Source organism: Komagataeibacter sp. NFXK3 (genome assembly GCF_054182245.1).
Map to the genome: position 1 here is coordinate 279,776 of NZ_JAPIVJ010000002.1, position 21,872 is coordinate 301,647.

General features: G+C 68.3%; 24 protein-coding genes. 11 read left to right on the top strand and 13 right to left on the bottom strand.

Translation table 11 applies throughout. The annotated features are described in order from the left end of the window. Positions 1-58 precede the first annotated feature (58 nt). The 4 genes from OQZ28_RS03460 to cysQ are packed head-to-tail and all read right to left on the bottom strand — an operon-like array spanning position 59 to position 3,979. On the bottom strand, positions 59-1,516 hold the full coding sequence (locus OQZ28_RS03460; protein WP_458135148.1) for an FAD-binding oxidoreductase: 1,458 nt from the start codon (positions 1,514-1,516) through the stop codon (positions 59-61). After that, positions 1,513-2,166, bottom strand: coding sequence for a hypothetical protein (locus tag OQZ28_RS03465; protein ID WP_130730272.1), 654 nt, complete (start codon positions 2,164-2,166; stop codon positions 1,513-1,515). Before OQZ28_RS03465 ends, OQZ28_RS03460 begins: the two co-directional genes overlap by 4 nt. A 38-nt stretch (positions 2,167-2,204) precedes the next feature. Beyond that, on the bottom strand, positions 2,205-3,182 hold the full coding sequence (locus OQZ28_RS03470) for an L-threonylcarbamoyladenylate synthase (protein ID WP_458135149.1): 978 nt from the start codon (positions 3,180-3,182) through the stop codon (positions 2,205-2,207). A gap of 11 nt (positions 3,183-3,193) precedes the next feature. After that, a complete protein-coding gene (gene cysQ, locus OQZ28_RS03475; RefSeq protein ID WP_458135150.1) occupies positions 3,194-3,979 on the bottom strand; it encodes a 3'(2'),5'-bisphosphate nucleotidase CysQ in 786 nt (261 codons plus the stop codon). Positions 3,980-4,132: 153 nt separating this feature from the next. Between cysQ and OQZ28_RS03480 the strand changes: the two genes are divergently transcribed. Genes OQZ28_RS03480 through OQZ28_RS03490 form a run of 3 tightly spaced genes read left to right on the top strand, consistent with a single transcriptional unit; the run spans position 4,133 to position 6,995 of the window. After that, complete coding sequence (locus tag OQZ28_RS03480; protein WP_458135151.1) at positions 4,133-5,602, top strand: leucyl aminopeptidase; 1,470 nt, start codon at positions 4,133-4,135, stop codon at positions 5,600-5,602. 42 nt (positions 5,603-5,644) lie between these two features. Further along, a complete protein-coding gene (locus tag OQZ28_RS03485) occupies positions 5,645-6,091 on the top strand; it encodes a DNA polymerase III subunit chi (protein ID WP_458135152.1) in 447 nt (148 codons plus the stop codon). A gap of 52 nt (positions 6,092-6,143) precedes the next feature. Continuing rightward, positions 6,144-6,995, top strand: coding sequence for an aldo/keto reductase (locus tag OQZ28_RS03490; protein ID WP_458135153.1), 852 nt, complete (start codon positions 6,144-6,146; stop codon positions 6,993-6,995). A 109-nt stretch (positions 6,996-7,104) separates the two neighbouring features. Here OQZ28_RS03490 and OQZ28_RS03495 read toward each other — a convergent pair whose 3' ends face one another. Further along, positions 7,105-7,410, bottom strand: a complete 306-nt coding sequence (locus tag OQZ28_RS03495) for a hypothetical protein (protein ID WP_458135154.1) — start codon at positions 7,408-7,410, stop codon at positions 7,105-7,107. 983 nt (positions 7,411-8,393) lie between these two features. Between OQZ28_RS03495 and OQZ28_RS03500 the strand changes: the two genes are divergently transcribed. The 6 genes from OQZ28_RS03500 to OQZ28_RS03525 are packed head-to-tail and all read left to right on the top strand — an operon-like array spanning position 8,394 to position 14,517. Beyond that, positions 8,394-10,106 (top strand): hypothetical protein, encoded by a 1,713-nt coding sequence (locus OQZ28_RS03500; RefSeq protein ID WP_458135155.1) that lies wholly within the window; start codon positions 8,394-8,396, stop codon positions 10,104-10,106. Continuing rightward, positions 10,103-11,071: a hypothetical protein gene (locus tag OQZ28_RS03505; protein WP_458135156.1), complete on the top strand. Its 969-nt coding sequence runs from the start codon at positions 10,103-10,105 to the stop codon at positions 11,069-11,071. Before OQZ28_RS03500 ends, OQZ28_RS03505 begins: the two co-directional genes overlap by 4 nt. A 2-nt stretch (positions 11,072-11,073) precedes the next feature. After that, a complete protein-coding gene (locus tag OQZ28_RS03510; RefSeq protein ID WP_130730264.1) occupies positions 11,074-11,619 on the top strand; it encodes a hypothetical protein in 546 nt (181 codons plus the stop codon). Continuing rightward, entirely contained in the window at positions 11,616-12,680 is a 1,065-nt protein-coding gene (locus OQZ28_RS03515; protein WP_458135157.1) for a hypothetical protein, read from the top strand. Before OQZ28_RS03510 ends, OQZ28_RS03515 begins: the two co-directional genes overlap by 4 nt. Then, positions 12,677-14,077, top strand: a complete 1,401-nt coding sequence (locus OQZ28_RS03520; RefSeq protein WP_458135158.1) for an NADH-quinone oxidoreductase — start codon at positions 12,677-12,679, stop codon at positions 14,075-14,077. The genes OQZ28_RS03515 and OQZ28_RS03520 overlap by 4 nt, the downstream gene beginning before the upstream one ends. Continuing rightward, entirely contained in the window at positions 14,077-14,517 is a 441-nt protein-coding gene (locus OQZ28_RS03525) for an NADH-quinone oxidoreductase subunit B family protein (RefSeq protein ID WP_130730261.1), read from the top strand. The genes OQZ28_RS03520 and OQZ28_RS03525 overlap by 1 nt, the downstream gene beginning before the upstream one ends. An 89-nt stretch (positions 14,518-14,606) precedes the next feature. On the opposite strand, the gene OQZ28_RS03530 is transcribed toward OQZ28_RS03525, so the two are convergent. The 3 genes from OQZ28_RS03530 to OQZ28_RS03540 are packed head-to-tail and all read right to left on the bottom strand — an operon-like array spanning position 14,607 to position 16,944. Beyond that, positions 14,607-15,473, bottom strand: coding sequence for a CDP-alcohol phosphatidyltransferase family protein (locus OQZ28_RS03530; protein ID WP_458135159.1), 867 nt, complete (start codon positions 15,471-15,473; stop codon positions 14,607-14,609). A 6-nt stretch (positions 15,474-15,479) separates the two neighbouring features. Further along, the gene (locus OQZ28_RS03535; protein ID WP_130730596.1) at positions 15,480-16,157 is read right to left on the bottom strand and encodes a phosphatidylserine decarboxylase; all 678 of its coding nucleotides are present in this window, start codon (positions 16,155-16,157) and stop codon (positions 15,480-15,482) included. A gap of 34 nt (positions 16,158-16,191) precedes the next feature. Beyond that, positions 16,192-16,944 carry a methyltransferase domain-containing protein gene (locus tag OQZ28_RS03540; protein ID WP_458135239.1) on the bottom strand — a complete coding sequence of 251 codons (753 nt, stop codon included), beginning with the start codon at positions 16,942-16,944 and terminating at the stop codon, positions 16,192-16,194. A gap of 93 nt (positions 16,945-17,037) precedes the next feature. Between OQZ28_RS03540 and gloB the strand changes: the two genes are divergently transcribed. Beyond that, positions 17,038-17,769, top strand: coding sequence for a hydroxyacylglutathione hydrolase (gene gloB, locus OQZ28_RS03545; RefSeq protein ID WP_130730605.1), 732 nt, complete (start codon positions 17,038-17,040; stop codon positions 17,767-17,769). Positions 17,770-17,998: 229 nt separating this feature from the next. Then, positions 17,999-18,535, top strand: coding sequence for a polyhydroxyalkanoate synthesis repressor PhaR (gene phaR / locus OQZ28_RS03550; RefSeq protein WP_130730595.1), 537 nt, complete (start codon positions 17,999-18,001; stop codon positions 18,533-18,535). 16 nt (positions 18,536-18,551) lie between these two features. On the opposite strand, the gene OQZ28_RS03555 is transcribed toward phaR, so the two are convergent. From OQZ28_RS03555 to OQZ28_RS03575, 5 genes are all read right to left on the bottom strand, one after another. Continuing rightward, entirely contained in the window at positions 18,552-18,710 is a 159-nt protein-coding gene (locus OQZ28_RS03555; RefSeq protein WP_458135160.1) for a hypothetical protein, read from the bottom strand. Between the two features lie 100 nt (positions 18,711-18,810). Next, positions 18,811-19,545: a lysophospholipid acyltransferase family protein gene (locus OQZ28_RS03560; RefSeq protein WP_458135161.1), complete on the bottom strand. Its 735-nt coding sequence runs from the start codon at positions 19,543-19,545 to the stop codon at positions 18,811-18,813. Positions 19,546-19,621: 76 nt separating this feature from the next. Then, positions 19,622-20,251, bottom strand: coding sequence for a YdcF family protein (locus OQZ28_RS03565; protein WP_458135162.1), 630 nt, complete (start codon positions 20,249-20,251; stop codon positions 19,622-19,624). Further along, complete coding sequence (locus OQZ28_RS03570; RefSeq protein WP_458135163.1) at positions 20,248-21,192, bottom strand: cell division protein FtsX; 945 nt, start codon at positions 21,190-21,192, stop codon at positions 20,248-20,250. The genes OQZ28_RS03565 and OQZ28_RS03570 overlap by 4 nt, the downstream gene beginning before the upstream one ends. Further along, the gene (locus OQZ28_RS03575) at positions 21,192-21,863 is read right to left on the bottom strand and encodes a cell division ATP-binding protein FtsE (protein WP_130730591.1); all 672 of its coding nucleotides are present in this window, start codon (positions 21,861-21,863) and stop codon (positions 21,192-21,194) included. Before OQZ28_RS03575 ends, OQZ28_RS03570 begins: the two co-directional genes overlap by 1 nt. Between the last annotated feature and the right edge of the window lie 9 nt (positions 21,864-21,872).

A 21,872-nucleotide genomic window follows, 5' to 3' on the forward strand; every position in this document is an offset into this window, starting at 1 on the left:
CCCCGCCCGGATGGGGGGGTGGAACAGTCTGTTACGCGCGGCACGGCGGGGCGTGGGGTCATGCGCCCGGTTGCGCGGGTGGCAGGACCTTGCCGGGGTTCATGAGGTTTTTGGGGTCGAGGGCGGCCTTGATGTGGCGCATGGCCGCAAGCTCCGCGCCGCCGCGCCATGCGGGCATCATGTAGGGCTTGAGCTGCCCCACCCCATGCTCGGCCGAGAAAGAGCCATCAAGGTCCTTCACGATATCGGCCACCGTATCCATGATGTCATGGCTACGCGCCAGGAAGGCGGCAGGGTCCATGCCCTCGGGCTGGACAAGATTGAAGTGGATGTTGCCATCGCCCATGTGGCCGAACGGGGCGGGGCGGATGCCCGGTATCAGCGCCTCGCACGCCGCTGTTGCGCGGCGGATCAGTTCCGGCACGTGCGTGACCGGAACCGAGACATCGTTTTTCACACTCGCCCCCGCGCGGCGCTGGGCTTCGGCATGTTCCTCGCGCAGCTTCCACAGGCCCGCGCGCTGGCCTTCGCTCTCGGCAATCACGGCATCGGTGATGATGCCTTCCTCCAGCGCCTCGCCCAGCACTTCCTCGGCGTATTCACGCAGGTCGGCATCGGGGCGGGGGGTGGCGAGTTCAACCAGCACGTAGGCGGGCGCGCGCTCGCCCAGCGGCACGGTGGCGCCCGCGATCAGGCTGGTCACGAGGTCCATGCCGGTGCCGGACATGAACTCGAACGCCTGCACCAGGGCCGGGTCGCGCGCGCGCAGCAGGCCGAGCAGCTTCAGCGCCGCATCGGCGTCGTCCATCGCGCACAGGGCGGCCTCGATGGCGCGCGGCTGCGGATGGAGCTGGATGATGGCGGTGGTGATGATGCCCAGCGTGCCTTCCGAGCCGATGAGCAGCTGGCGCAGCGCGTAGCCGGTATTGTCCTTGCGCAGGCGGCGCAGGCCATGGAACACGCTGCCATCGGGCATGACCGCCTCGATGCCCAGCGTGAGTTCACGCGCATTGCCATAGCGCAGCGTGTTGTTGCCGCCCGCATTGGTGGCCAGCACGCCGCCCATCTGCGCCGATCCTTCCGATGAGATGGAAAGCGGCAGCATGAAGCCTGCTTCACGCGCGGCATCCTGCGCGGCTTTCAGCGTCACGCCCGCTTCCACCTCCATGGTCAGGTCGGCGGGGTCGATGGCGCGCACGCGGTTCATGCGTGACAGGCAGATCACCACCTCGCGCCCGCTCCCGTCAGGTGTGGCGCCGCCGACCATGCTGGTATTGCCCCCCTGCGGCACCATGGGCACGTCGTGCTCGTTGCACAGGCGCACGATGGCGGCGAGTTCCGCCGTATTGGCGGGCCGGAGCACGGCCAGCGCGCGGCCATGGTACAGGTCGCGCCAGTCGGTGCAGAAACTGTCGGTATCGGTCGCATCCACCAGCACGCCAACCGGGCCGAGCAGATCGGTAAAGCGCGCGATCAGGTCAGGGCGCGTGGGCGCGGGCGAGGGGGATACGGTCATGACAGCATGTGTCCTGTATGGGAGGGGAAGGATGAGGGCACGAGCCATGCCTGCCCATGGTGGCGCACCGGCGGGTAGGTGGCGCTGGCCTGCGCCGGGCTGGGCTGGGCCAGCAGGTGAAAGGCCTCGGTCAGCGCGAAGCCGGTCAGCGCGCCCACGGCGGCGGCCACGATCAGGCCCGATGAGCGGCGGCCGGCCGGGCGGGTGTTGTTGTGCGCGACCGAGAGGGCGGTCAGTGTCTCGGCGCGGGCCTGCTGGGTCTGGCGCAACTCGGCGGTCAGCGCGTCGTTGCGGGCAAGGGAGGCGCGCAGTTCAACCCGCGTGTCGCGCAGGGTCGCATCGAGCGTGCGGATGCTTTCCGCCATTTCGGCAATGCGGGCGTGCGACTCCTCGATCTCTTTCTTGGCGGCGGCGCTGGCCTTGGTGGCGCGCGGCGCGCGGGGCTTGGGGGCTGCCCTGGGCGGTGGGTTGGGCGCGATCGCGGTGAACAGGTTCTTGAGTGCGCCGCCCGTGACCTGGTTCTTGCCAGCGCGCGTGCGGATGGTTGCCAGCGCTGCTTCCGACTGGCCAGCATTCTCATCCAGAACAAGGGCGAGAATATCCGAAAGGATTCTCAGTTCCCTTGGGTCGATTGTCTGTGTATCGCTCATGTCAGCTGCACCAGGGTCGGATCATGCGGTTGAAATCATTACGAACGCGGACAGGCCGCACGGGTCAGCCGGTCGCGGATGGCCCGCCCCAGCGCGTGCCGGGGCACGGGCTGTACGGCAATCCCGACCAGTCCCCGGCGCTGCCCCTCCATATCAAGAAACCGCAGCCCCGCGAAGAGGCGGGCTGCCGCTTCATGCAAATCTTCGCCTTCGCTCAGGTTCCACACCAGCCTGCTGCCCGGCAGCGGGGCGCCAAAGGCCAGCAGGGCTTCATCCGCGCCCACGCTCGTGGCGTCAAGCCGTACCGGCAGGCCGGGCGCGTAATGCGATGAAAGCTGGCCGGGGGCGGAAGGGCGGGCATCGTTGCTTGCGGCCTGCGGCAGGGCAAGGGGCATGCCGCAGGCTTCCTCCAGCGCTTCGAGCGTGATGCCGCCGGGGCGCAGCAGCACCGGAACGGGTCCGCTGAGGTCGATGATCGTGCTCTCCACACCAACAGCGCAGGGGCCGCAGTCAAGCACCGCGTCAATCCGCCCGGCAAGTCCCGCCATGACATGCTGCGCATCCGACGGGCTGACCTTGCCCGAAGGGTTGGCCGAGGGGGCCACGACGGGAAAGCCGCACGCCTGCAGCAGCGCCAGCGTGGTGGTGCCTGCGGGTACCCGCACGGCGGCGGTGCCCAGCCCTGCCGTGGCAATGGGCGAGATGGCGCAGCCGGGCGCGCGGGGCAGCACCATGGTCAGCGGGCCGGGCCAGAACCGCGCGGCCAGCGCATGGGCCAGTTCCGTTGCCGCGACCTGCGCGAAGGCGGCCTGCGCGCTGGCGAAGTGGCTGATGAGCGGGTTGCGCCCCGGCCTGCCCTTGGCGGCGTAGATGGCGGCCACCGCCCGGTCATTGCCCGCATCCGCGCCAAGGCCGTAAACCGTCTCGGTGCCAAAGGCCACGAGGCCGCCCGCGCGCAAAATCGCGCTTGCGGTCTCGATCCCGGCGGGGGTGTCAGGGAGCAGGCGGGTTTGCATGCGGGCCGGACCTACCGCGCCCCACGGCACACGAAGTGCGGGTTGCGCCATTCCGGCTTGCCATAGGCCAGCGGCCTGCCATCGGGCGTGAGGATGGCGCCACCGGCGGCCTCGACCACGGCCTGCGGGGCGGCGGTGTCCCACTCCATGGTGGTGCCGAGGCGGGGGTAGAGATCGGCCAGTCCTTCCGCCACGCGGATGAACTTGGCCGCCGAGCCGATATTGCCCAGGTGGGCGACGGGATGGCCGCCCAGGAATTCCTTCAGCCGCGGGTCATCGGCATAATGGCGCGAGGCCAGCACGGTCAGCCCCTGTGCCGGGGGGCGGCGGACATGGATCGCCTGCTCACCATTTTTGTCGATGCGGAAGGCCCCACGCCCCGCACCCGCGCCATAAAGCTGGTGGTAGGCAGGCAGGGCCACGGCGCCGAGCACCGGGCGGTTATGGCGGATCAGGCCGATATTGACGGTAAAATCATCGCGGCCCGCGGCAAATTCGCGCGTGCCGTCAAGTGGGTCGACCAGCCAGAACTCGCTGCCGGGATCGATGCGGATGCCCGCGGCCATCTCCTCCTCCGCCACGACGGGGATGGCGGGCGCATGGGCGCGCAGGCCCTTGAGAATATGCGCCTCCGCCGCGTGGTCGGCCTCGGTTACGGGGGAGCTGTCGGTCTTGACCGTGGTGGCGAAGCCGCGCGCGCGGATGGCGCGGATCAGCTCCGCTGCTTCATCGGCAAGGCGCAGGGCCAGATCCAGAAGGAATCTGTCCTCATAAGCTGGCATGGATGGCGTATTCATGCTGTTCGCATTAGCTTACTCGTGCCGCGCCGTCATGCCTTTATCGGCCCTGATGGTGCACGGTGGCGAAAAACCGGCCTTTTCCCGCATGGGGCGGGGCAGGGTTTCGTGCCGTTCATCCACCCTTTGTCAAAGCGGAGCCCCGTGACCCCCATGCTCGATATTGCCTTTTCCGATGCCACGGCGCCTGCCGGCGGCACGATCGCCATCCTCGCGCCCTCCGGCACGGCGCCCGCGGGCCTGTTTGCCCAGATCGATGCCGCCACCGGCGGGGCGCTGGCCCGTGCCGCCCGTGCCGCCCGCTTTGGCTTCGAGCTGGCCAAGACCTGCGTGGTGCTGGCACCCGGCGCAGGCTATGACCGCGTGATCCTTGTCGGGCTGGGTGCGATGGGCGAGCTGTGCGCGACCGGGGCCGAACGCGCGGGCGTTGCCGCCGCACGCACCCTGGCGCAGGGTGGCGCGCAGGGCGCGATCGTGGCCGACAGCCTCTCCCCCGGCCTTGCCGCCCATGCCGCACTCGGCGCCGTTCTGGGCAGCTACCGCTTCGATTCGTATCGCACCACCCCGCGCAAGGGCGAGGCCGACAGGCTGGTAAAAGTGAGCGTGCTGGCAGCAGACCCCGCAGCGGCGCAGGCCGCGTGGCAGCCGCTGCTGGCGGTGGCGCGGGGCGTGTTCCTGTGCCGTGACCTCGTATCCGAGCCCGCCAACATGCTGCGCCCGCCGGAATTCGAGCAGCGCATCCTCGCCCTGCGCGACCTTGGCGTGGAAGTGGAGGTGCTCGACCGCGACGCCATGCACAAGCTGGGCTTTGGCGCGCTGCTTGGCGTGGCCCAGGGCAGCGATGCGCCGCCCCGCACCGTCATCATGCGCTGGAATGGCGGCATGGAAGGCGAAGCCCCGGTGGCCTTCGTGGGCAAGGGGGTCACGTTTGACTCCGGCGGCATCTCGATCAAGCCCGCCGCCGGCATGGACGAGATGAAGACCGACATGGGCGGTGCCGCCGCCGTGGTTGGCACCATGGCCGCCCTGGCCGGGCGCAAGGCCAGGGTCAACGCCGTGGGCGTGGTGGGGCTGGTGGAGAACATGCTGTCCGGCAATGCCCAGCGCCCCGGTGATGTGGTGCGCACGGCGGCAGGCCAGACGGTGGAGGTGCTCAACACCGATGCCGAAGGCCGCCTCGTGCTGGCCGATGTGCTGTGGTACACGCAGGACCGCTTCAAGCCGCGCTTCATGGTCAACCTCGCAACCCTTACCGGTGCGATCGTGGTCAGTCTTGGCGTGGAACGCGCGGGCCTGTTCTCGAACAATGATGAACTGGCAGGCCACCTGTCCGGCACGGGCGAGGCGACGGGCGAGAAGCTGTGGCGCATGCCGCTCGATGCCGCCTACCTTGAACTGCTGCGCTCGGACATTGCCGACCTCAAGAACATCGGCGGCCGCCCCGGCGGGTCGATCACGGCAGCCAAGTTCCTTGAATGTTTTGTCAACGAAGTGCCCTGGGCGCATCTCGACATTGCGGGCACTGTGTTTTCCTCCGGCGCCACCTCGCACGCGCCCAAAGGGGCGACCGGCTTTGGCGTGCGCCTGCTCGACCGTCTGGTCAGCACGCATTACGAGGGGTAATGCCTGCCCCGCGTGGCAGGACAGGGCAGGACAGGGAACTCCATGGCGCAGATCGGCTTCTATCACCTGACGCGTTCCAAGGCGGTGGAAGTACTGCCCGCGCTGCTTGGCCGCACGCTTGCGGCCAGCAGGCGCGCGGTCATCCGCTGTGGCACGGCCGAGCGGGTGACCGAACTCGATGACGGGCTATGGCGTTCCGCCAACCCGTTGTGGCTGCCCCATGGCACAAAGGCCATGGGGCACGGGGAATGGCAGCCCATCTGGCTGACGGAGGGCGAGGACGTGCCCAATGGCGCAACCTTCGCCTTCCTGCTCGATGGGGTGGAAATGCCCGATCTTTCTCCCTTCGAGCGGGTGTTCGACCTGTTCGATGGCCATGACGAGGTCGCCGTGGCGGGCGCGCGCGCGCGCTGGGTGGCGTGGCGCGAGGCCGGGCATGAGCTGAGCTACTGGCAACAGCAGCCAAAAGGCTGGGCGCGTCGCAAATAGGCACCATCGCGCGGGGCAATCCCGCGCGGCATGGACGAAAGGCAGGTTGCGTATGAAAACGGTCACTTTCCCCAACGGCACCACCGTCCCGGCCCTTGGCATGGGCACATGGAACATGGGGGACAGCGACAGCCGCCGTGCGGATGAAATAAAAAGCATCCATGCAGGGCTCGAGGCCGGTATCCGCGTTGTCGACACCGCGGAGATGTATGGCTCTGGCCGGTCGGAAAAACTGGTGGGCGAGGCGATACGAGGGCGGCGCGATGATGTGTTCCTGGTCAGCAAGGTGCTGCCCTCGAACGCCTCGCGCAAGGGCGTGCGCCGCGCGTGCGAGGCCTCGCTCAAACGGCTGGGCACCGAATATCTCGACCTCTACCTGCTGCACTGGGAAGGCAGCGAGCCGCTGGAGGAAACCATAGCAGGCTTTGATGACCTGGTGGCAGCGGACCTGATCGGTAGCTGGGGTGTTTCCAATTTCGATACCGACGCCATGCGCGAGGTGGAAAGCATAAAGGCCACCACGCCGTGCGCCGCCAATCAGGTGCTGTACAGCCTCGACTACCGCGGTGCGGAATTCGACCTGCTGGCACGTGACCGTGAAGCGGGCATCGTAACCATGGCCTATTCGCCACTGGGGCAGGGCGGTGACCTGCTGCGTGCGCCGGTGCTGGGCCGGGTGGCTGCACGGCACAAGACCTCGCTCGGCCCGGCAAGCCCCGCCCAGATTGCGCTGGCATGGGTGCTGCGGCAGGAGAACGTGCTGGCCATACCCAAGGCAGGCAGCCCGAAGCACCAGCACGAAAACCTTGCCGCAACCGAAATTACCCTGACGCGCGATGATCTTGCCGAGATTGACGCCGCCATCGCCCCGCCGCGCCGCAAGGAACCGCTGGCCATGATCTGACAGGCCCGCAGGTCTGGATAAATAAAACGCCGTCTTTACTTTAATAAAGGCGGCGTTTGAAAACTTTATTTATTATTATGCTCTATGGGCAGTAAGCGTGATGGCCAGTTTACTGGTCTGATGCAACCCACTGCTTCTTGTCATCCTGCCTGAAAAACTGAACACGTTCATCAGTGGCTTGGTTGGGGAACTGCATGACAATATGGCATTTAAAAATTTTCTTGTTCTCGTCAGCGAAGGCGCTATCCCTGACTTCGGTCACGACGGGTTTGTCATAGCTGAATTTCTGATTGATATACTCCTGCGCGACCTGCTTGAGGTCCTGTGGCTCAGGGGCTTTGTCACCACAGGCGGAAAGGGCGACAACGGGCAGGGCGAACATCAGGCTGCGGATATGTCTGGTATTGAGGCGCATGTCTTTACTCATTTGCACGATATGGAATGCAGGATAAGGCTGTACAGATCGTGCCTGCACAGCCTTATGCTTATGCCATTGCAGGTTGTATCAGTCGTTTCTGCTTTTCATCCCGGAGACGGCGATGATGATCGCGGTCAGGGTGCAGACATAGAAACCGAACCCCAATGATACGGAATCATGAATCCGCTTTGTTAATTCATCAGCCATTGAAGATGCGAATGATCCGCCAAGCCCACTGAAGGCTCCGGTTGCCTTCTCCGTCAAGGCATTGAGGCCCCGCCTGTAGTAAAAGAAAGCAAGAACCACGGTTACCAGCGGGCCAAGATTCAGAAAACGCGCAAACGGGCTGTTAAGCCAGGGCGCGCACCCCAGGGGGCAAGGGCGCAGAGCAGGCCGATCAGGCTGAACAAACCAAAATTTTATATATCCGCCACAAACCTATTCATGAACCGACCAAGTCGCGCCTGTCCGGTCATGGGCATCCATGCGCAGGCATGGCCGGAATGAACCGGCCCGGTCACCGTGACATGCGGCCCGCCATGAAAGTAAAGTGCCCGCAAAACCTGAACCCTTCCATGCCCAAAGAGCACTGCGAGAGAACATGTCGGCCACGGAGACGTGCCGCCGGTCGGTATCGTGGCCGGGCGGGCCTGTGCGGGCGTGGCATGTGCCTGCTTTAGAGACCGGCACCGCTGGGGGCGATGTCTCGCCATGCGTGGGCCGCCCGCCGTGTCGTGGCGAGAGGAGCCGCATGACATGATGGTCGGTCAGCGTGCTGCCCGCATGAAACCGCCAGCGCAACCGCGATCATCTTGACGCGCGACGGTCTGGCGGAGATTGATGGAGCATCGCGCCGCCGCGCCGCAAGGGGCCGCCGGCCATGATCTGATCCACCCGGCCAGCCGGGAGCAAGCCGGAGGGCCATCATCATTCCTGTCATCCTTGTCGTTGCCCTGCTTGTGGTAGGGCTGGCAACTGCTTTGTGCGTCGGCCTGCCGCGGCAGGCGCGCTGGGCAAGGCCCGCGCTGGCGGCGGGCTGGCTGGTGGTGTGCGGCATGGCCATGGCCTGTTCGCACGGGTGTGCCCTGCCCGGCGGGGTGGTGGCATGGCCGGGCGTTTTTGCTGGTGGCCCCGATGTGATGCTGCTGGTGCCGCTCGGGCTTGTCGCAGCTTTGGCCCGCACCCCGCGTGACTGTTCGGCCAGCTTTGGCGCGGCCCTTGTGGTAATCGGGGGGGGCATCGTGTCATCCATCGGGGCGGGGTGGGTCCTGCTGGCGCTGTGCCGCACCACACAGGCAGGCAGGCGGCACGCGCCCGACATGATGGCCCTGCTGCTGCTGGCGGCAGGCAGCCGGTCGCCCGGTCAGGTCGATTATCTGCTGCCGGGGCTGTGCTGGCTGGCCACGCGGGGGCTGCTGGGGCTTTCGTTCTCCCTGCGCGTGGCCCCGCGTGGCCTGCGGCCGTTCCACATGGCCGATATCGCCGCGATGATCGCCGCCATGAGCCTGTGGGCGCGCCTGCCCGCGGGCACGGCGGCGGCCGACATGCGCTGGGGGGGCGTGCTGATCGTGGCGGGGTGCCTGTTTTACATGACCGCCTCGTGGCGGGCGCTGCGGGCTCCTGATGCGCGCCGGGTCCTGACCGGGCTGGCGGGCGGCACGGGGGCCATCATTATCACGCTCGCGGGCCTCATGCTGCTGGCGCGCGCCGATGACCTGCCGGGCATGGCCGCTTGCGCCCAGCGCACCTACCTGCTGGTGGCGGGGCTGCTGCTTGCTGGCGTGCTGGGCGCCCGCGCGCTTGATGTGATGGAACGCGAGGCGGGCGCGCTCTCGCTGGGCAGGCTGGGCGGGCTTGGGGTGCTCATGCCGCGCCTGTCCGCGCTGTTTGCGCTGGCGCTGCTGGCCGAAAGCGGGCTGCCGCCGCTGCTGGGGTTTTCCATTATCTGGATGCTGCTGCGCCTGCTGGCCTCCATGCCGCATGCGGGCGGGCTGGCGGGCGAGGCGCCACTGCTGCTGGCTCTGGCCGTGCTGGGCGTGGGCTGGGCGGTGCGCATGCTCGCCCTTGTGCGCATTGTGGCAGTCATGCTGTGTGGCAGGCCGCGCACGCCGCGCGGCGCGGGGGCGGCGGACCCGCCCGCGCGGGAGCAGTGGGCCGTGCTGGTGGCAGGGTTGCCGATCGTGCTGGTTTCCATCTGGCCCGGCTGGTGGCTGGCATTGATGCAGGGCGCGGGAGGGACTGGCGGATGGTCCGGCCTTGCGGTGGTTGCCCTGACATCGCCCGATGGGGGCGCAGCCCTGCATCCCCCCCGCCTGTGCCTGTTTGTAGCGCTGGTGGGGGGCGTTGTGGCGGTGGTGCGTTGGCTGGCCTGCCGCGCGCCCACGCGGCAGGTGGCAGGGTGGCAGCAGGGTGCGCCCGGGGTGCCACCGTGGATGGTATTTGGTGATCCGCTCACGCAGGTGGGGCCGGGCAACCCCGCGCGCATGCTGCTCGATTTGGTCGCGGCCGCACCGGCGCGGCAGTATTTCGTGCGCGATTACGCGCATGGCCTGCGGCTGGCGCGCAGGCTCGTGCGGGTGGGCGCGGGCCGGGTGGCAGGCGCAGCATGCTGGCGGCGGGTGCCGGGGCCGGTAGTGCTGTTGGCGGCCTGCGTAGGGGCGCTCATGTTCATTGCGTGGCGGGGGCAGGGATGATGGCACCGTTCCTTGCAGCACGCATGCAGGCGCTGTTGCTGGCGGGCTGGCACATGGCGCTGGTTGCACTGATGGCGCCGGTCTGGATTGCCCTGCTGCGCTGGATGGCAGCCTGCATGGAAGGCGAGCGCCGCCCGCCCGCCCCGCTGGCCCACTGGCGCGTGCTGCGCCATGCATGGCGGCAGGCGGGGGTGCGCTCGGCGGCGGGCGCGCAGGTTACGGCGGTGGCGCCCTGGCTGGGCCTTGCGGCAGGCCTGGCTGCGGCAGGGCTGGTGCCTTCGTTTTGCATCGGCCTGCCCGGCAGCGACCTGTCGGACCTGCTGATCGTGGGCGGGTTGCTGGAAATGGCGTTTCTGGCCCTTGTGGTCACGGCGCTTGCGGCAGGGCTGGCCCGGCCCGGCCATGCGGGGCTGAAGGCGGCGTGCATGGGCATCATGATCCAGCCCGTGCTGCTGCTGGTGTGCGTGGTGCTGGGGCTGTGCCTGCCCGATGGCACGCTGGCGGGGCTGGTGCGGCAGGCGCATGTGGCGGATATGAACGTGGTGCGCGTGCCGCTGGCGCTGGTGGCGGCTGCACTGGTGCTGGCGGGGGTGGAGGAAAGCGATGGCGCGGCATTACGCCTGTTTGCCACCATGCTGGAGGATCTGGCAGGCCCCGACCGCGCGGTGGCGCTGTATGCACGTGACCTGCTGGCGGTGGTGTGGATGATGGTGGCGCGTGATCTGGTCTGGCCCGAAGCGATCGTGGAGCCCGATCTCATGGCCCGGTCATGGCGGGGTGTGTCGCTGCTGGGGGCAATGGGGGTGTGGGCCGGGCATATGCTGCTGGCGTGCGGGTGTGTTGCGGGGCTGCGGGTGTTCGTGGTCGCGGCGGGCAGGCAGCATGCGGGCTGGCGGGCCGGGCTTGCCCTGTTATGCGCGCTGATGGCCGGGGTGCTGCTGTTTGCGGGCCGGGGGGCGGATTGAGCATGCTGGTGCTGTTGCTGGGCATGGTGGTGATCCTGTCGCTTTCGGGCTCCGGGGGGCGGGGCGGCGGCCTCGCCTGGCATGCGGGGCTTGCGGCGGCATGCGTGTGGCTGTGGCAATGGGCACAGGGCAGGGTGGGGGTCGCATGCCTGCTGGCGGTGGCGCAGGCGGGGATGGTCGGCCTGCTGGGCCTGCAACTCCTGTACGGGCAGGCAGGCCCGCGTGAGCGCACTGGCCTGCGCCTTGCCGGTGGGCTGGTCTGTGTTGCGGTGCTGGCGCAGGTGATCGTGCCCGGCATGCCCGGCGGCATGACAGGGCGGCTCATGGGCCTGGCGGGGTTATCCGCCATCATGTGCGGGGTGTGGGGCGCGTGCATTGCGCGGGCGGCTCCCGCCCTGTGCGCGGGGCTGGCCTGCGGGCTTGATGGCGTCATGCTGCTGGCGGGGCTGGCCGATAGCCCGCTGGTCATGGCGGAAACACTCGTGGCGGCAGCGGCCCTCAACCTCATGCTGCTGCGCGCGCGCCGGTCCGGAGGGTCAGCATCATGATGTCGCCCGCTCTTTTCATCAGCCTGGTGGCGGGCTGGATGGTGCTGGCGTTTACTGCCCTGCTGGCAACCGGCGGCTCACAGGCGTTGCGTGGCCTGCTGGCCGTGCTGCTCATGGGGGTGTGCGCTGTTGGCTGCCAGCCTGCCCACACCATGGTGCAGGCGCTGATGCTGGCCAGCCCGGCGCTGGCGCTGTGCGTGCGTGTTTTCATGCCGGAAACTGTGGCGCGGGAAGCAGGCGGCATGGCGGGGCTTGGGCCCTTTCTCCTGGCAGGCAATGCCACGCTGGCCCTGTCATGCGGGCGGTGCGATCTGCTGGTCATGTTCATCGGGCTGGGGCTGGGCGTGCATCTCGCCTTGGGCAGGCAGGGCGACTGGACCGCGCTGCGCGTGGGGCTGGGGGGGCTGGTCATGGCGCAGGGCGGGCTGTTCGTGCTGCAGGCCGGGTGGGGCGCACGGCAGGAGCAGGCCGGTGCAGTGCTGCTGGCAGGCGGGCTGCTGCTGGCCTGTGGCGTGCTGTCGGGCAAGGAGCGCCCGGCGGGGGCGCCAGAGGGGCAGATGGCGCTGCTGGCCACGACGGCAGTGCTGGCTCAGGCGGCGATAACGTGGCCTGCCCTTCATGCCGCGCTGACCTTTCTGGGCGGCGTGTGCCTGCTGTGGTCTCTCCTGCCCCGGTTCCGCGCACCTTCAGGCGGTGTGGACTGGTCGGGCTGCGCCGTGCTGGCTGCGGGGCTGCCTTCTGCCACGGCATCCCTGCCGCTTGCGGCCTGCCTGCTGGCGCTGGCCTGTGGTGGCGGGGCCGGGCGCGGGGCCGGGGCTCCGGGCCTGTTGTGGCCACCTTTCCTGCCGGGGGTGGCGCTGGCCCTGCTGCTGCTGGCCGAGATGGAGGCCACGCCGGGGGTGGCCCTTCTGGCCGGGGCCTGCCTGTGGCCAGTGTTCACCGGTGCTGCGCCTGCCGGGACAGAACCGGACCCGGCGGCACGGGCGCGGGCAGGTCTGGCGCTGGCACTGGGCTGCATGGTGCTGGCGCTGGCCCTGCGTGGCGGGATGGTGCTGGCATGAGCGCGGATGTCGCAGCCCTCATTCGGCACGGTGCCCCCACGCCCTGCGCCGGGCGCTTTGTGCTGGAGGCTGATGCGTGGCAGGCCATGATCGCGGGGTTGCGCGCGGCCGACCTGCCCCTGCTGGGGCTATGGTCTGACGGCGTGCAGGTGCATGCCCTGTTCCGCCATGGCCCAACCCCGCTGGTTGCCAGCGTTGCGGTATCACCCGATGGCTATCCCGCCCTGTCGCCCGTGCGGGTGGGGGCCCAGGCGCCCGAGCGCATCATCCATGAGCTGTGGGGCATTCCGGTCATCGGGGGGCGGTGCGATCCGTGGCTGGATCAGGGCCGGTGGCCGGTGGCAACCCCGCTGGCGGCCCATCCCGCCCCCACGCCCGGCCTGCCGGAGGGGCGGGAGTTCATTGATGGACCGGCAGTGATGCAGGCAGGCGGCACAGTGCTGGGTCATGGTCCGGCGGAAGGGAATTTTCGCGCCCCGTTCCATCTGCGGCTCGGCCTGCCGGGCGAGCGCATTGTGGCAGTGCAGCCCTGCATGGGCTACGCGCATCGGGGTCTGGCCGCGCGGCTGCGGGGGCTTGCGCCACAGCAGGCAGTCAGGCTGGTCGCCCGGATTGATGCAACAGCGACCGTCGCGCACCAGCTTGCCTTTGCCCGTGCCCTGCACAACGCCACCGGCACCCCCATGCCCGCGCAGGGCGTGGCGGCAGGCGTGATGCTGGGTCATGTGGAACGGATTGCCACCCATCTGGATGTGCTGGCACAGGCCGGCGCGATGCTGGGCGATGGACGCAGCGCCACCCTGGCCGCCACCATGCTGGAGCAGGTGCGGCAGGCCTGCCGGGATCTGTGCGGGCGGCGCCTGCTGTTCGATGTCATCCCGCCCCCGGCCGCCCTGAAGCCGCGTATGGATGACACGCAACTGGCCACGCTGGTAGCAGGGCACACCGCCCTGTACCGGCTGTTCTGGCGGCCCCGTGGCCTTGCGGCGCAGGCGCGTGGCAAGGGCGTGCTATCAGCCGCAACGGCTGCCCGCTGGGGCATCATGGGCTGTAACGCGCGGGCGGCGGAAAGGGGGCAGGGCGATGTGACCGACCGGCTTGATGCCCGCCTGAGCGAGATCGGGGAAAGCCTGTCCCTGCTTGCAGCCTTGCCTGAAAGCCCTGTCATGGAGGTCGAAGGCGGAGGGGGAGAAGGTCTGGGCCGGGCCGATGGCCCGGCAGGCCCGGTCTGGCACTGGCTGCGCCTTGAGGCGGGGCATGTTGCGGCCTGGTGGTGTGGTGACCCGTCACTGGCGCTGGTGCAGGCATTGCCCACGATCCTGTCGGGCGCGGCCTGTGAGGATGTGGAGCTGATCCTGGTCTCGCTGGGCCTGTCAGCCACCGGGGCGGACCTGTAATGGCGCAGTTGCACCTGTTCTGGCCCGAAGGCACGCCGCTGCCGCGACTTGAGGCGCTGGATGTCTTTCATATCGAAAGTGGCGGCTGCACCGGCTGCGCGCTTGAACTGGCCAGCCTGTCACGCGCCCTGCTGGCGGGCAATCACCCCATCCGCTTCGTGCCCACGCCCCGGCAGGCGGGCATGCTGCTGCTGACCGGCAGCCTGACGGTGGGCATGGCGCCCGTGGTCGAACTGGCCTGGCAGGCCATGCCTGGTCCGCGCGTGCTGGCCGTGGTGGGAGACTGCGCGGTGGATGGGGGGCTGTTTGGCGGCAATTACGCCGTGCTGGGCGGCGTGGGCGTGCGGGCGCGCACCACCGTGTCGCTACCCGGATGCCCGCCCGCGCCGGATGAAATCCTGACAGCCCTGGTGCGCTGGCAGGCTGCCGGAGAGTCCTGAAGTAAAAAGATAAAAGTTTTTGGTGAAGCTTTTTTCAAAAAGCTTCAGGAAACGCCGCCCTGTTGAAAAAAGGCGGCGCCTTCCCTGTATCAGCCCGGGCTGTGGGGCGCGGGCTCGTCACTTTCCTGCAGGTCTTCCGCCGCGCGGCGCAGGCGGTGAAAGCTGCGCCGGCTGATGGGCAGGAGCAGGAGGTAGATCACGCCCGCCGCAGCCAGCGCGCCCCATGGCTCGGCAATCAGGATGGCGGCATAGACCCCCGTGCCCAGCATGGTGGGCAGGATGAACGGCGAAGGCACCTTGAAGTTCTTGAACGACCACACCGGCAGCGTCGATACCAGCAGGAAGGCCGTGCCGCTGAGCGTCAGAGCGGGCATGAGCGGGTCGCGGGTGAGGTCATACAGCCAGTCAAGGTGCAGGCGCTGCGCCTCCAGCCCCAGAAAGAGCGGAAACAGCGCCAGCCCCGCACCCGCGGGCGCGGGCACGCCGGTAAAGAAATTGGCGGCGTATTTAGGCTGGTTGGCGTCATCATCAAGGCTGGCGTTGAAGCGGGCGAGCCGCAGCGCCATGCAGACCGTGAACATGATGCACGGAATGTAGCCAAACCGCCCCCCCTCGTGCAGTGCCCACAGGTACAGCACGAAGGCGGGTGCCACCCCGAAGCACAGGAAGTCGGACAGGCTGTCGAACTCCGCGCCAAAGCGGCTGGTGCCGCGCAGGAGCCGCGCGATGCGACCGTCAAGCCCGTCGATGCATGCGGCAATCAGGAGGGCCGTGGCCGCGCCGCCAAACCGCCCCTCCAGCCCGAATCGCATGCCCGTCAGCCCCGCGCACAGGCCGAGCATGGTCATGAGGTTGGGGATCATCCGGTTGAACGACAGGCCCCGCACGCGGGGGCGCTGGCGTTTTTTCAGCCTGCGGATGCGGCGTGACCGGTTGGCGGGGGGGGGGACTGCCATAACCGCTTAAAGCCGCGCCATCACGGTCTCGCCGCCGATCATGGTCTGGCCCACCTCGACAAGCGGGGCCACGTCGGCGGGCAGGTACAGGTCGGTGCGCGAGCCAAAGCGGATCAGGCCAAAGCGCTCGCCGGTTTCATACTGCATGCCTTCCTCCGCATCGCACAGGATGCGGCGCGCGATCAGCCCCGCGATCTGCACCACGGCAAGCTGCCGCCCGTCCTTGAGCGTAAGGCGCAGGGCATTGCGCTCATTGAGCTCGGATGCCTTGTCGAGGCTGGCATTAAGGAACTGCCCCGCATGATACGACACGCGCGTGACCGTGCCCGCGATGGGCATGCGGTTCACATGCACGTCAAGCACCGACAGGAAGGTGGCGATGCGCCACACCGGGGCATCGCCCATATCGAGTTCCGGCGGCGGCGCCACTTTCTCGATCGAGACGATATGCCCATCCGCCGGGGCCACGGCCACGTTGGCTTCGGCCGGGGTGACGCGCTCGGGGTCACGGAAGAAATACAGGCAGAACCCGAAGAACAGGCCACTGGCCGTACCAAGCAGCTTGGTTGCCCGCCACGGCAGCAGCCGCCCGATCACGGCGCCCGCGCCGGACGCGAGCAGGAAGGGGCGCGCAGCCGGGTGCGGCGGGGCAAGGACAAGCTTGAGGGATTGAATTAGCGACATGGGACAATGTTCATGGAGATTCCCGCAAAATTGGTCAAGTATCCTGCGTGTTCCCACCCCGCGGGCGGTGGGCGATGCTGCGTGAAAACAGCCGCGCGGGCCGCAGCCGCAGCCCGGCGGGCATGATCGTGGCCGGGCGGGTGGGCACGCCCGCATAGATGTCCTTCACCGCCTCGATCATGCACACGCCGCCAAGGCGGGGGAAGAGGGTGCGCCCCGTCCATTCCGCCATGGTGGCGGGGCCCGAGGGGCATGGACCGGCGGGGGGAATGTAGAGGGCATCCTCATGGCGCTCGGCGCGGAAGCAGGCATTGGCCAGCCAGCGGTCGATCTGGCGGCGCGAAAAGGGCGTGCCCTGCCCGAAGGGTGAATTGTCCATATGCGCCCACAGCCCGGCCCGGTTGGGCACGATGAGCAGCAGCGCGCCGTCATCCTTGAGGATCTTCCACACCTGGCGCAGCAGGGTGTTCTTGTCCTCGCTGGTTTCAAGCGCGTGGATCATCAGGATGCGGTCGAATTTCAGGTCATCAAAGGGCAGGCTGTCGCCCCGGGCCACGCAGTCGCGCCCCTGCCACGGCCCGCTCTCGCGTGTGACAGGCGCGTCGAGCCTGGCCGAGAAGCAGGGCTGCCCGGGCCGGTCCCATAGCGGCAGGAAGGGCAGGGCATAGCCAAGCCCGAGCATGTGCCCCCGTGACCCCTCGGGCCAGAATCCGGCCATGCGCTGGCCAAGCAGCCGGGCGGCCATCTGGCCCCGGCGGGAAGCATAAAAGCTTGCGGCGGTGTGCATGTTGGCGCCCATGGGTGTTACACTAACAGGCTGCACGCGGGCATGCCATGCCCATGGCGTGGCAGGAGATCAGGTTACATGGAGGGACATGTCATGGCACGGAAACTCTCGATCAGGGCGATTCCCATCCTGTCGGACAATTACGCCTGGTTCGTGCATGATGGCCCGGCAGGCCCCGCTGGCATGATCGACCCCGCCGAGGAAGCGCCGCTCGTTGCCGCCATTGATGAAGCGGGCGGGCGGCTGGACATGATCTTCCTCACCCACCACCATGCCGACCATATTGCCGCAGCCGAGGCGCTGCGCCAGCGTTATGGTGCGCGGATCGTGGGGGCGGCGGTGGATGCGTACCGCCTGCCGCCGCTCGATATCGCGGTGCGCGATGGCGATGTGGTGGCGTTTGGCACGCAGCAGGTGCAGGTGATTGCAACCCCGGGCCACACGGCGGGCGAGGTATCGTATTATTTCCCCACGGGGCCTGCGCTGTTCTGTGGCGATACGCTGTTCAGCATGGGCTGCGGGCGTCTGTTCGAGGGCACGCCGGCTGACATGTTCGCCTCGCTGCGCCGCATCGATGCCCTGCCCGGTGAAACGCTGCTGTGCTGCGGGCATGAATATACGCAGTCAAATGCGCGTTTCGCCCTGCATGTCGAGCCCGGCAACCCCGCCGTGCAGGCGCGCGCGGCCGAGGTCGCCAGCCTGCGGGCGCGGGGCCTGCCCACCCTGCCTGTCCGGCTCGATGAGGAGCGTGCGACCAATCCCTTCCTGCGCGCGCCCGACGTGGCGACGCTGGGCAGGCTGCGCAAGGAAAAGGACAGTTTCTGACATAATACGTCATGAACGCAATGCGCCGGGCATGGAAAGCCTGTGCGTGGCGCTCCGGCGGGGCAGGACAGGCCGTTTTGCCAGGGCGGAAATGAAGGTTTTATGACACGGCTCATGGTCGGGGCGCGGGTTATGCCCTAAAGGGAAGGGGCACGCCTCACGCCAGGGCGTCCGCGCGGGGCGCCGTGGCCCCTCGGCTCGGTTCCCGCGCCATGTGAAAGGAAGGCATGTGTCGGTCTCTTCTGCTCCCGTCGTCATCAAGAAATATGCCAACCGGCGGCTGTACGATACCGAAGTGTCGGCATACATCACGCTCGAGAACCTGATCGACATGGTCAAGCTCGACCGTGCCTTTGTCATTCTCGACGCCCGCACCGGCGATGACATTACCCGCGGCGTGCTCGCCCAGGTGATGCTCGAGGAGGAAACGCGCGGTCGTGCCATGCTGCCGGTCGCCTTCCTGCGCCAGCTCATCCGCTGTTATGGCGACAGCAGGCAGGGCGAAGTGTCCGACTACCTCGAGCGCATGATGGGTGAATTCATGGACCGCCAGGCCCCGGATGCGGCAGGCGACGGGCTTGAGGCGCTGGGCCAGGAGCAGGCCGCCGTGGTGCGGCAGGCCATGTCGCTGTTCACCTCGCTTTACGCGGTGGAACGCGCGGGCAACCGCACGGTGGAGAACCTGTTGCAGGAAATCATGGACCTGCGCCAGCAGGTGGAAACATTGCGCGGCCAGCTTGCGGGCAGTTCCCCCACGGCGGACTGACAGGCAGCGGTTTTTTTTACGCAGCCCCGATCAGTCCGGTCCGGACCATCTGCCGCCGGGCATCCTGCCGTGCTGGCGGGGCGATGATGGTGGAATGCCACGGGCAGCCCTGGGCAATCCATCTGGCGCGAAGCTGCGCGTGCGTGAACCCGGCATCCCCATAACCGAACGGCATGCCGCGGCACGGGCAGATTTCAAACGAGGAACAGCCATACGCATCATAAGCAGGCTTGCTCAGGTCAGGAGAGCCGCAGGCCAGGTATGACGTGGCCCTGTCATGCGCTCGGGGAGGCCGCGCTGGGCACGGGCAGCCCGTTCTGCGTGCACAGATCCTGCCACGCGCTGCCAATGGCAGGCAGCAGTTGCGCGCGCTTCAGTCCTGCGGGCAGGGGCCTGCCCACCACGATGTGAATGGTGCCCGGCGTCTTGACCAGTGCCTTTGGCCCCCAGTGCAGCCCCGCATCGGTCGCGACCGGAATGACCGGCAGGCCGGTATGCGCCGAGAGGGCGGCAATGCCCGGTTGCAGCTTTATCGCAGCGCCAGGCGGCGTGCGCGTGCCTTCGGGGAAGATGATGATCTGCCGCCCTTCCTTCGCCGCGCGGTCGGCCTCGGCCAGCAGGGCGCGCAGTGCTTTGGCCCCGCCATCACGGTCCACGCCGATCATGCCGGTCAGGCGCAGCATGGGGCCAACGAGCGGAATGCGCTCAAGCTCGCGCTTCATGACATAGGTGGGCAGCGGCACGATGTTCATCCACGCGAATGTGTCGAACATGGACTGGTGCTGGCATGCCAGCAGGCACGGGCCGGGCGGCAGGTGCTCGAGCCCGCTCACCTGTATGTCGATGCGGCAGATGCGTTCCAGTCCGCGCAGGGTCAGCCCGGTCCACAGCTTGGCGTAGGCCAGCGCGTATTTTTTGCCGCACAGCCGGATGGCGAAGGCCGCGATGCCCATCACGAGGGTCAGCACGACAAAATACAGGTTGAACACGAAGGCGCGCAGTACGGTCATGGGGCTAACAGGTCCATCGGGGGTGGTTCAGCGCTACCCTAACACCAGAAAACGCGGCCTGCGACAAGCCGCCCGCTTACCCCATGGGGGCTATGGGCCGCGTGTCGGCATGGTGGAGCATGCCGTGCAGCGGGCGGGTCAGGCGGGCGATGTCAAGGCAGGCGAGCAGCCATTTGTCATATTCCACCACCATGAGCCGGATCGTGCCGGGATGCAGCGGGTGGCGCAGGGCAGGCGAGCGGATGGGGTAGCCATACAGGCGCACGCCGGGCACGGTGCGCGCGATCTCGAGCATGGCGCGGCGGATATGGTAGCCTGCGGTGACCACGATCACGCTTTTCATGCCGTATTCATGCACCCATGCGGCGGTTTCATCCGCATTGCCCAGCGTGGAGGCGGCCCGGTGGCCCAGTGTCGTATGCATCCACAGCGCCAGGGGCACGGGAGGGGGCTGGTGGCGCAGGAAATCACCCAGCGTTGCATGCCGGTCCACGCCCGAAATCAGCAGCCGGTCCCCATAGCCCTGCGCCAGTAACTGCAGCGACTGCTCGATGCGGCCCTGCCCGCCGGTCAGCGCCACGATGCCATCGGCATGCGGGGGCACGGCGGCCGGGCGGCGGGCATCGACAATGAACCAGCCCAGCCCCGCGCACCACGCGGCAAGGCCCAGCAGGCCCGGCAGCAGCAGGCGGCGCAGGCGTGTCATGGCAGGCGGCGCAGCCAGGCCCGCACGGTCAGTTGCGTCGTGGCCCAGCCGGTCAGCCCGGCTGCGGGTGGCACGATCACGAGCATCCACAGCAGGGCAGGGGGCAACAGGGCGCTCCATGCATGCAGGTCGCGCCAGTCGGGGGCGGTAGCGGGCGCATCGCCCATGGTGGTGAAGGGCGCTGCGAGCTGCGACAGAGCCAGCAGCATGGGCAGCGCCAGCACGCTGCCGCACAGCCCGCCCCACAGCGCCAGCAGCCCCACGCGCGTGGCAAACCGGCCCGAGATGTAGCTGTCGGTCGCCCCCAGCGCATGGATCAGCCCGATGGCCTGCCGCCGCGTGAGCAGCCCAGCCCGCGTCGCGGCCATGACCACGCACACCGCCACCGTCATCACCACCAGCACCGCCAGGCCCGCGCAGGCCTGCAGGCTGGCGGCAAGGGCTGCCAGCCGGTCGCTCCATACGCTGTCATGCTCCATCAGCACGCCCGGCGCCTGCGCCTGCAGCCGGGGCAGCAGGCTGGCCGCCACGTCCTGCCCCGGGGCGGTGTGCAGCTCGATCACGGCAGGCAGTGGCAGGCTGGCATCGCCGGTCTGCTCGATCCATGGGGCGAGCAGCGCGCGCAGTTCGGCATCGCTCAGGCGATGGGTGTCGGTAATGCCGGGGGTGGCGGCCAGGATGGCCAGCACCGCGTCGATGCGGGTCGCGGGCATCTGGCCCATGGCGGCCATGGTGGTGGCGGGATCGGTGGGGCCGGGCACCTGCACGGTGGTCACAGCGCCTGCCCCGTGGGTCCAGCGTTGCGAGAGGCTGTGCGCGGCAATGCCGCCCGCCAGCGCGAGTGCGGCAAGAAAAGCCATGCTGCCCACAAGGAATGGCAGGAACCGCCCCGGCAGCGCCTGCCGCAGGGCCAGCCCGTCATGATAGCGCTGGCGGGCCATCAGCCGTGATCCCGCACGAGATGGCCGTGGAGGAGCTCGATGGTGGGCGCAGGGTACTTGGCCACGATGGCATCGTTATGGGTGGCGACCACGATGGTGGTGCCCAGTTCGGCCAGGCGGTGGAACATGCGCATCAGGCGGCCGGCCTGGCGCTCATCAAGGGCATTGGTCGGCTCATCGGCCACCAGCAGGGCCGGGCGGTAGATCACGGCCCGCGCAATGGCCACGCGCTGCTGCTCGCCGCCCGAAAGCTGGGGTGGCAGGGCATCGAGCCTGTGTTCCAGCCCGACCCATTTCATGATGGCATGCACCTCATGCGCAATTTCGGCCTCGGCGCGGTGCTGCAGGCGCAGCGGCAGGGCCACGTTGTCGAACACGCTCATGTCGGGCAGTAGGCCGAAATCCTGCTTCACCGCCCCGATGCGCCGCCGCAGCCGCGCAAGCCCCGCGCGCCGCGTCTGCCTGACCGGCACACCCAGGATCTCGACCATGCCGGAACTGGCCTGCACCTCCAGCGACAGGATGGACAGCAGCGACGACTTGCCCGCCCCCGACGGCCCCAGCAGCCAGCGGAATTCGCCCTGCGCCACGTCAAGGCTGACATGCGACAGCGCAGCCACGCCGGCCTGGCTGCCGCCATAGGCGTAACTGACATCATGCAGGCGGAACATAGGGCGGGT

Bases quoted from the DNA above. Each gene is read 5' to 3' on its own strand.
- OQZ28_RS03460 (WP_458135148.1), bottom strand. From the start codon at position 1,516: ATGACCGTATCCCCCTCGCCCGCGCCCACGCGCCCTGACCTGATCGCG.
- OQZ28_RS03465 (WP_130730272.1), bottom strand. From the start codon at position 2,166: ATGAGCGATACACAGACAATCGACCCAAGGGAACTGAGAATCCTTTCG.
- OQZ28_RS03470 (WP_458135149.1), bottom strand. From the start codon at position 3,182: ATGCAAACCCGCCTGCTCCCTGACACCCCCGCCGGGATCGAGACCGCA.
- cysQ (WP_458135150.1), bottom strand. From the start codon at position 3,979: ATGAATACGCCATCCATGCCAGCTTATGAGGACAGATTCCTTCTGGAT.
- OQZ28_RS03480 (WP_458135151.1), top strand. From the start codon at position 4,133: ATGCTCGATATTGCCTTTTCCGATGCCACGGCGCCTGCCGGCGGCACG.
- OQZ28_RS03485 (WP_458135152.1), top strand. From the start codon at position 5,645: ATGGCGCAGATCGGCTTCTATCACCTGACGCGTTCCAAGGCGGTGGAA.
- OQZ28_RS03490 (WP_458135153.1), top strand. From the start codon at position 6,144: ATGAAAACGGTCACTTTCCCCAACGGCACCACCGTCCCGGCCCTTGGC.
- OQZ28_RS03495 (WP_458135154.1), bottom strand. From the start codon at position 7,410: ATGCGCCTCAATACCAGACATATCCGCAGCCTGATGTTCGCCCTGCCC.
- OQZ28_RS03505 (WP_458135156.1), top strand. From the start codon at position 10,103: ATGATGGCACCGTTCCTTGCAGCACGCATGCAGGCGCTGTTGCTGGCG.
- OQZ28_RS03510 (WP_130730264.1), top strand. From the start codon at position 11,074: ATGCTGGTGCTGTTGCTGGGCATGGTGGTGATCCTGTCGCTTTCGGGC.
- OQZ28_RS03515 (WP_458135157.1), top strand. From the start codon at position 11,616: ATGATGTCGCCCGCTCTTTTCATCAGCCTGGTGGCGGGCTGGATGGTG.
- OQZ28_RS03520 (WP_458135158.1), top strand. From the start codon at position 12,677: ATGAGCGCGGATGTCGCAGCCCTCATTCGGCACGGTGCCCCCACGCCC.
- OQZ28_RS03525 (WP_130730261.1), top strand. From the start codon at position 14,077: ATGGCGCAGTTGCACCTGTTCTGGCCCGAAGGCACGCCGCTGCCGCGA.
- OQZ28_RS03530 (WP_458135159.1), bottom strand. From the start codon at position 15,473: ATGGCAGTCCCCCCCCCCGCCAACCGGTCACGCCGCATCCGCAGGCTG.
- OQZ28_RS03535 (WP_130730596.1), bottom strand. From the start codon at position 16,157: ATGTCGCTAATTCAATCCCTCAAGCTTGTCCTTGCCCCGCCGCACCCG.
- OQZ28_RS03540 (WP_458135239.1), bottom strand. From the start codon at position 16,944: ATGCACACCGCCGCAAGCTTTTATGCTTCCCGCCGGGGCCAGATGGCC.
- gloB (WP_130730605.1), top strand. From the start codon at position 17,038: ATGGCACGGAAACTCTCGATCAGGGCGATTCCCATCCTGTCGGACAAT.
- OQZ28_RS03555 (WP_458135160.1), bottom strand. From the start codon at position 18,710: ATGCCGTTCGGTTATGGGGATGCCGGGTTCACGCACGCGCAGCTTCGC.
- OQZ28_RS03560 (WP_458135161.1), bottom strand. From the start codon at position 19,545: ATGACCGTACTGCGCGCCTTCGTGTTCAACCTGTATTTTGTCGTGCTG.
- OQZ28_RS03565 (WP_458135162.1), bottom strand. From the start codon at position 20,251: ATGACACGCCTGCGCCGCCTGCTGCTGCCGGGCCTGCTGGGCCTTGCC.
- OQZ28_RS03570 (WP_458135163.1), bottom strand. From the start codon at position 21,192: ATGGCCCGCCAGCGCTATCATGACGGGCTGGCCCTGCGGCAGGCGCTG.
- OQZ28_RS03575 (WP_130730591.1), bottom strand. From the start codon at position 21,863: ATGTTCCGCCTGCATGATGTCAGTTACGCCTATGGCGGCAGCCAGGCC.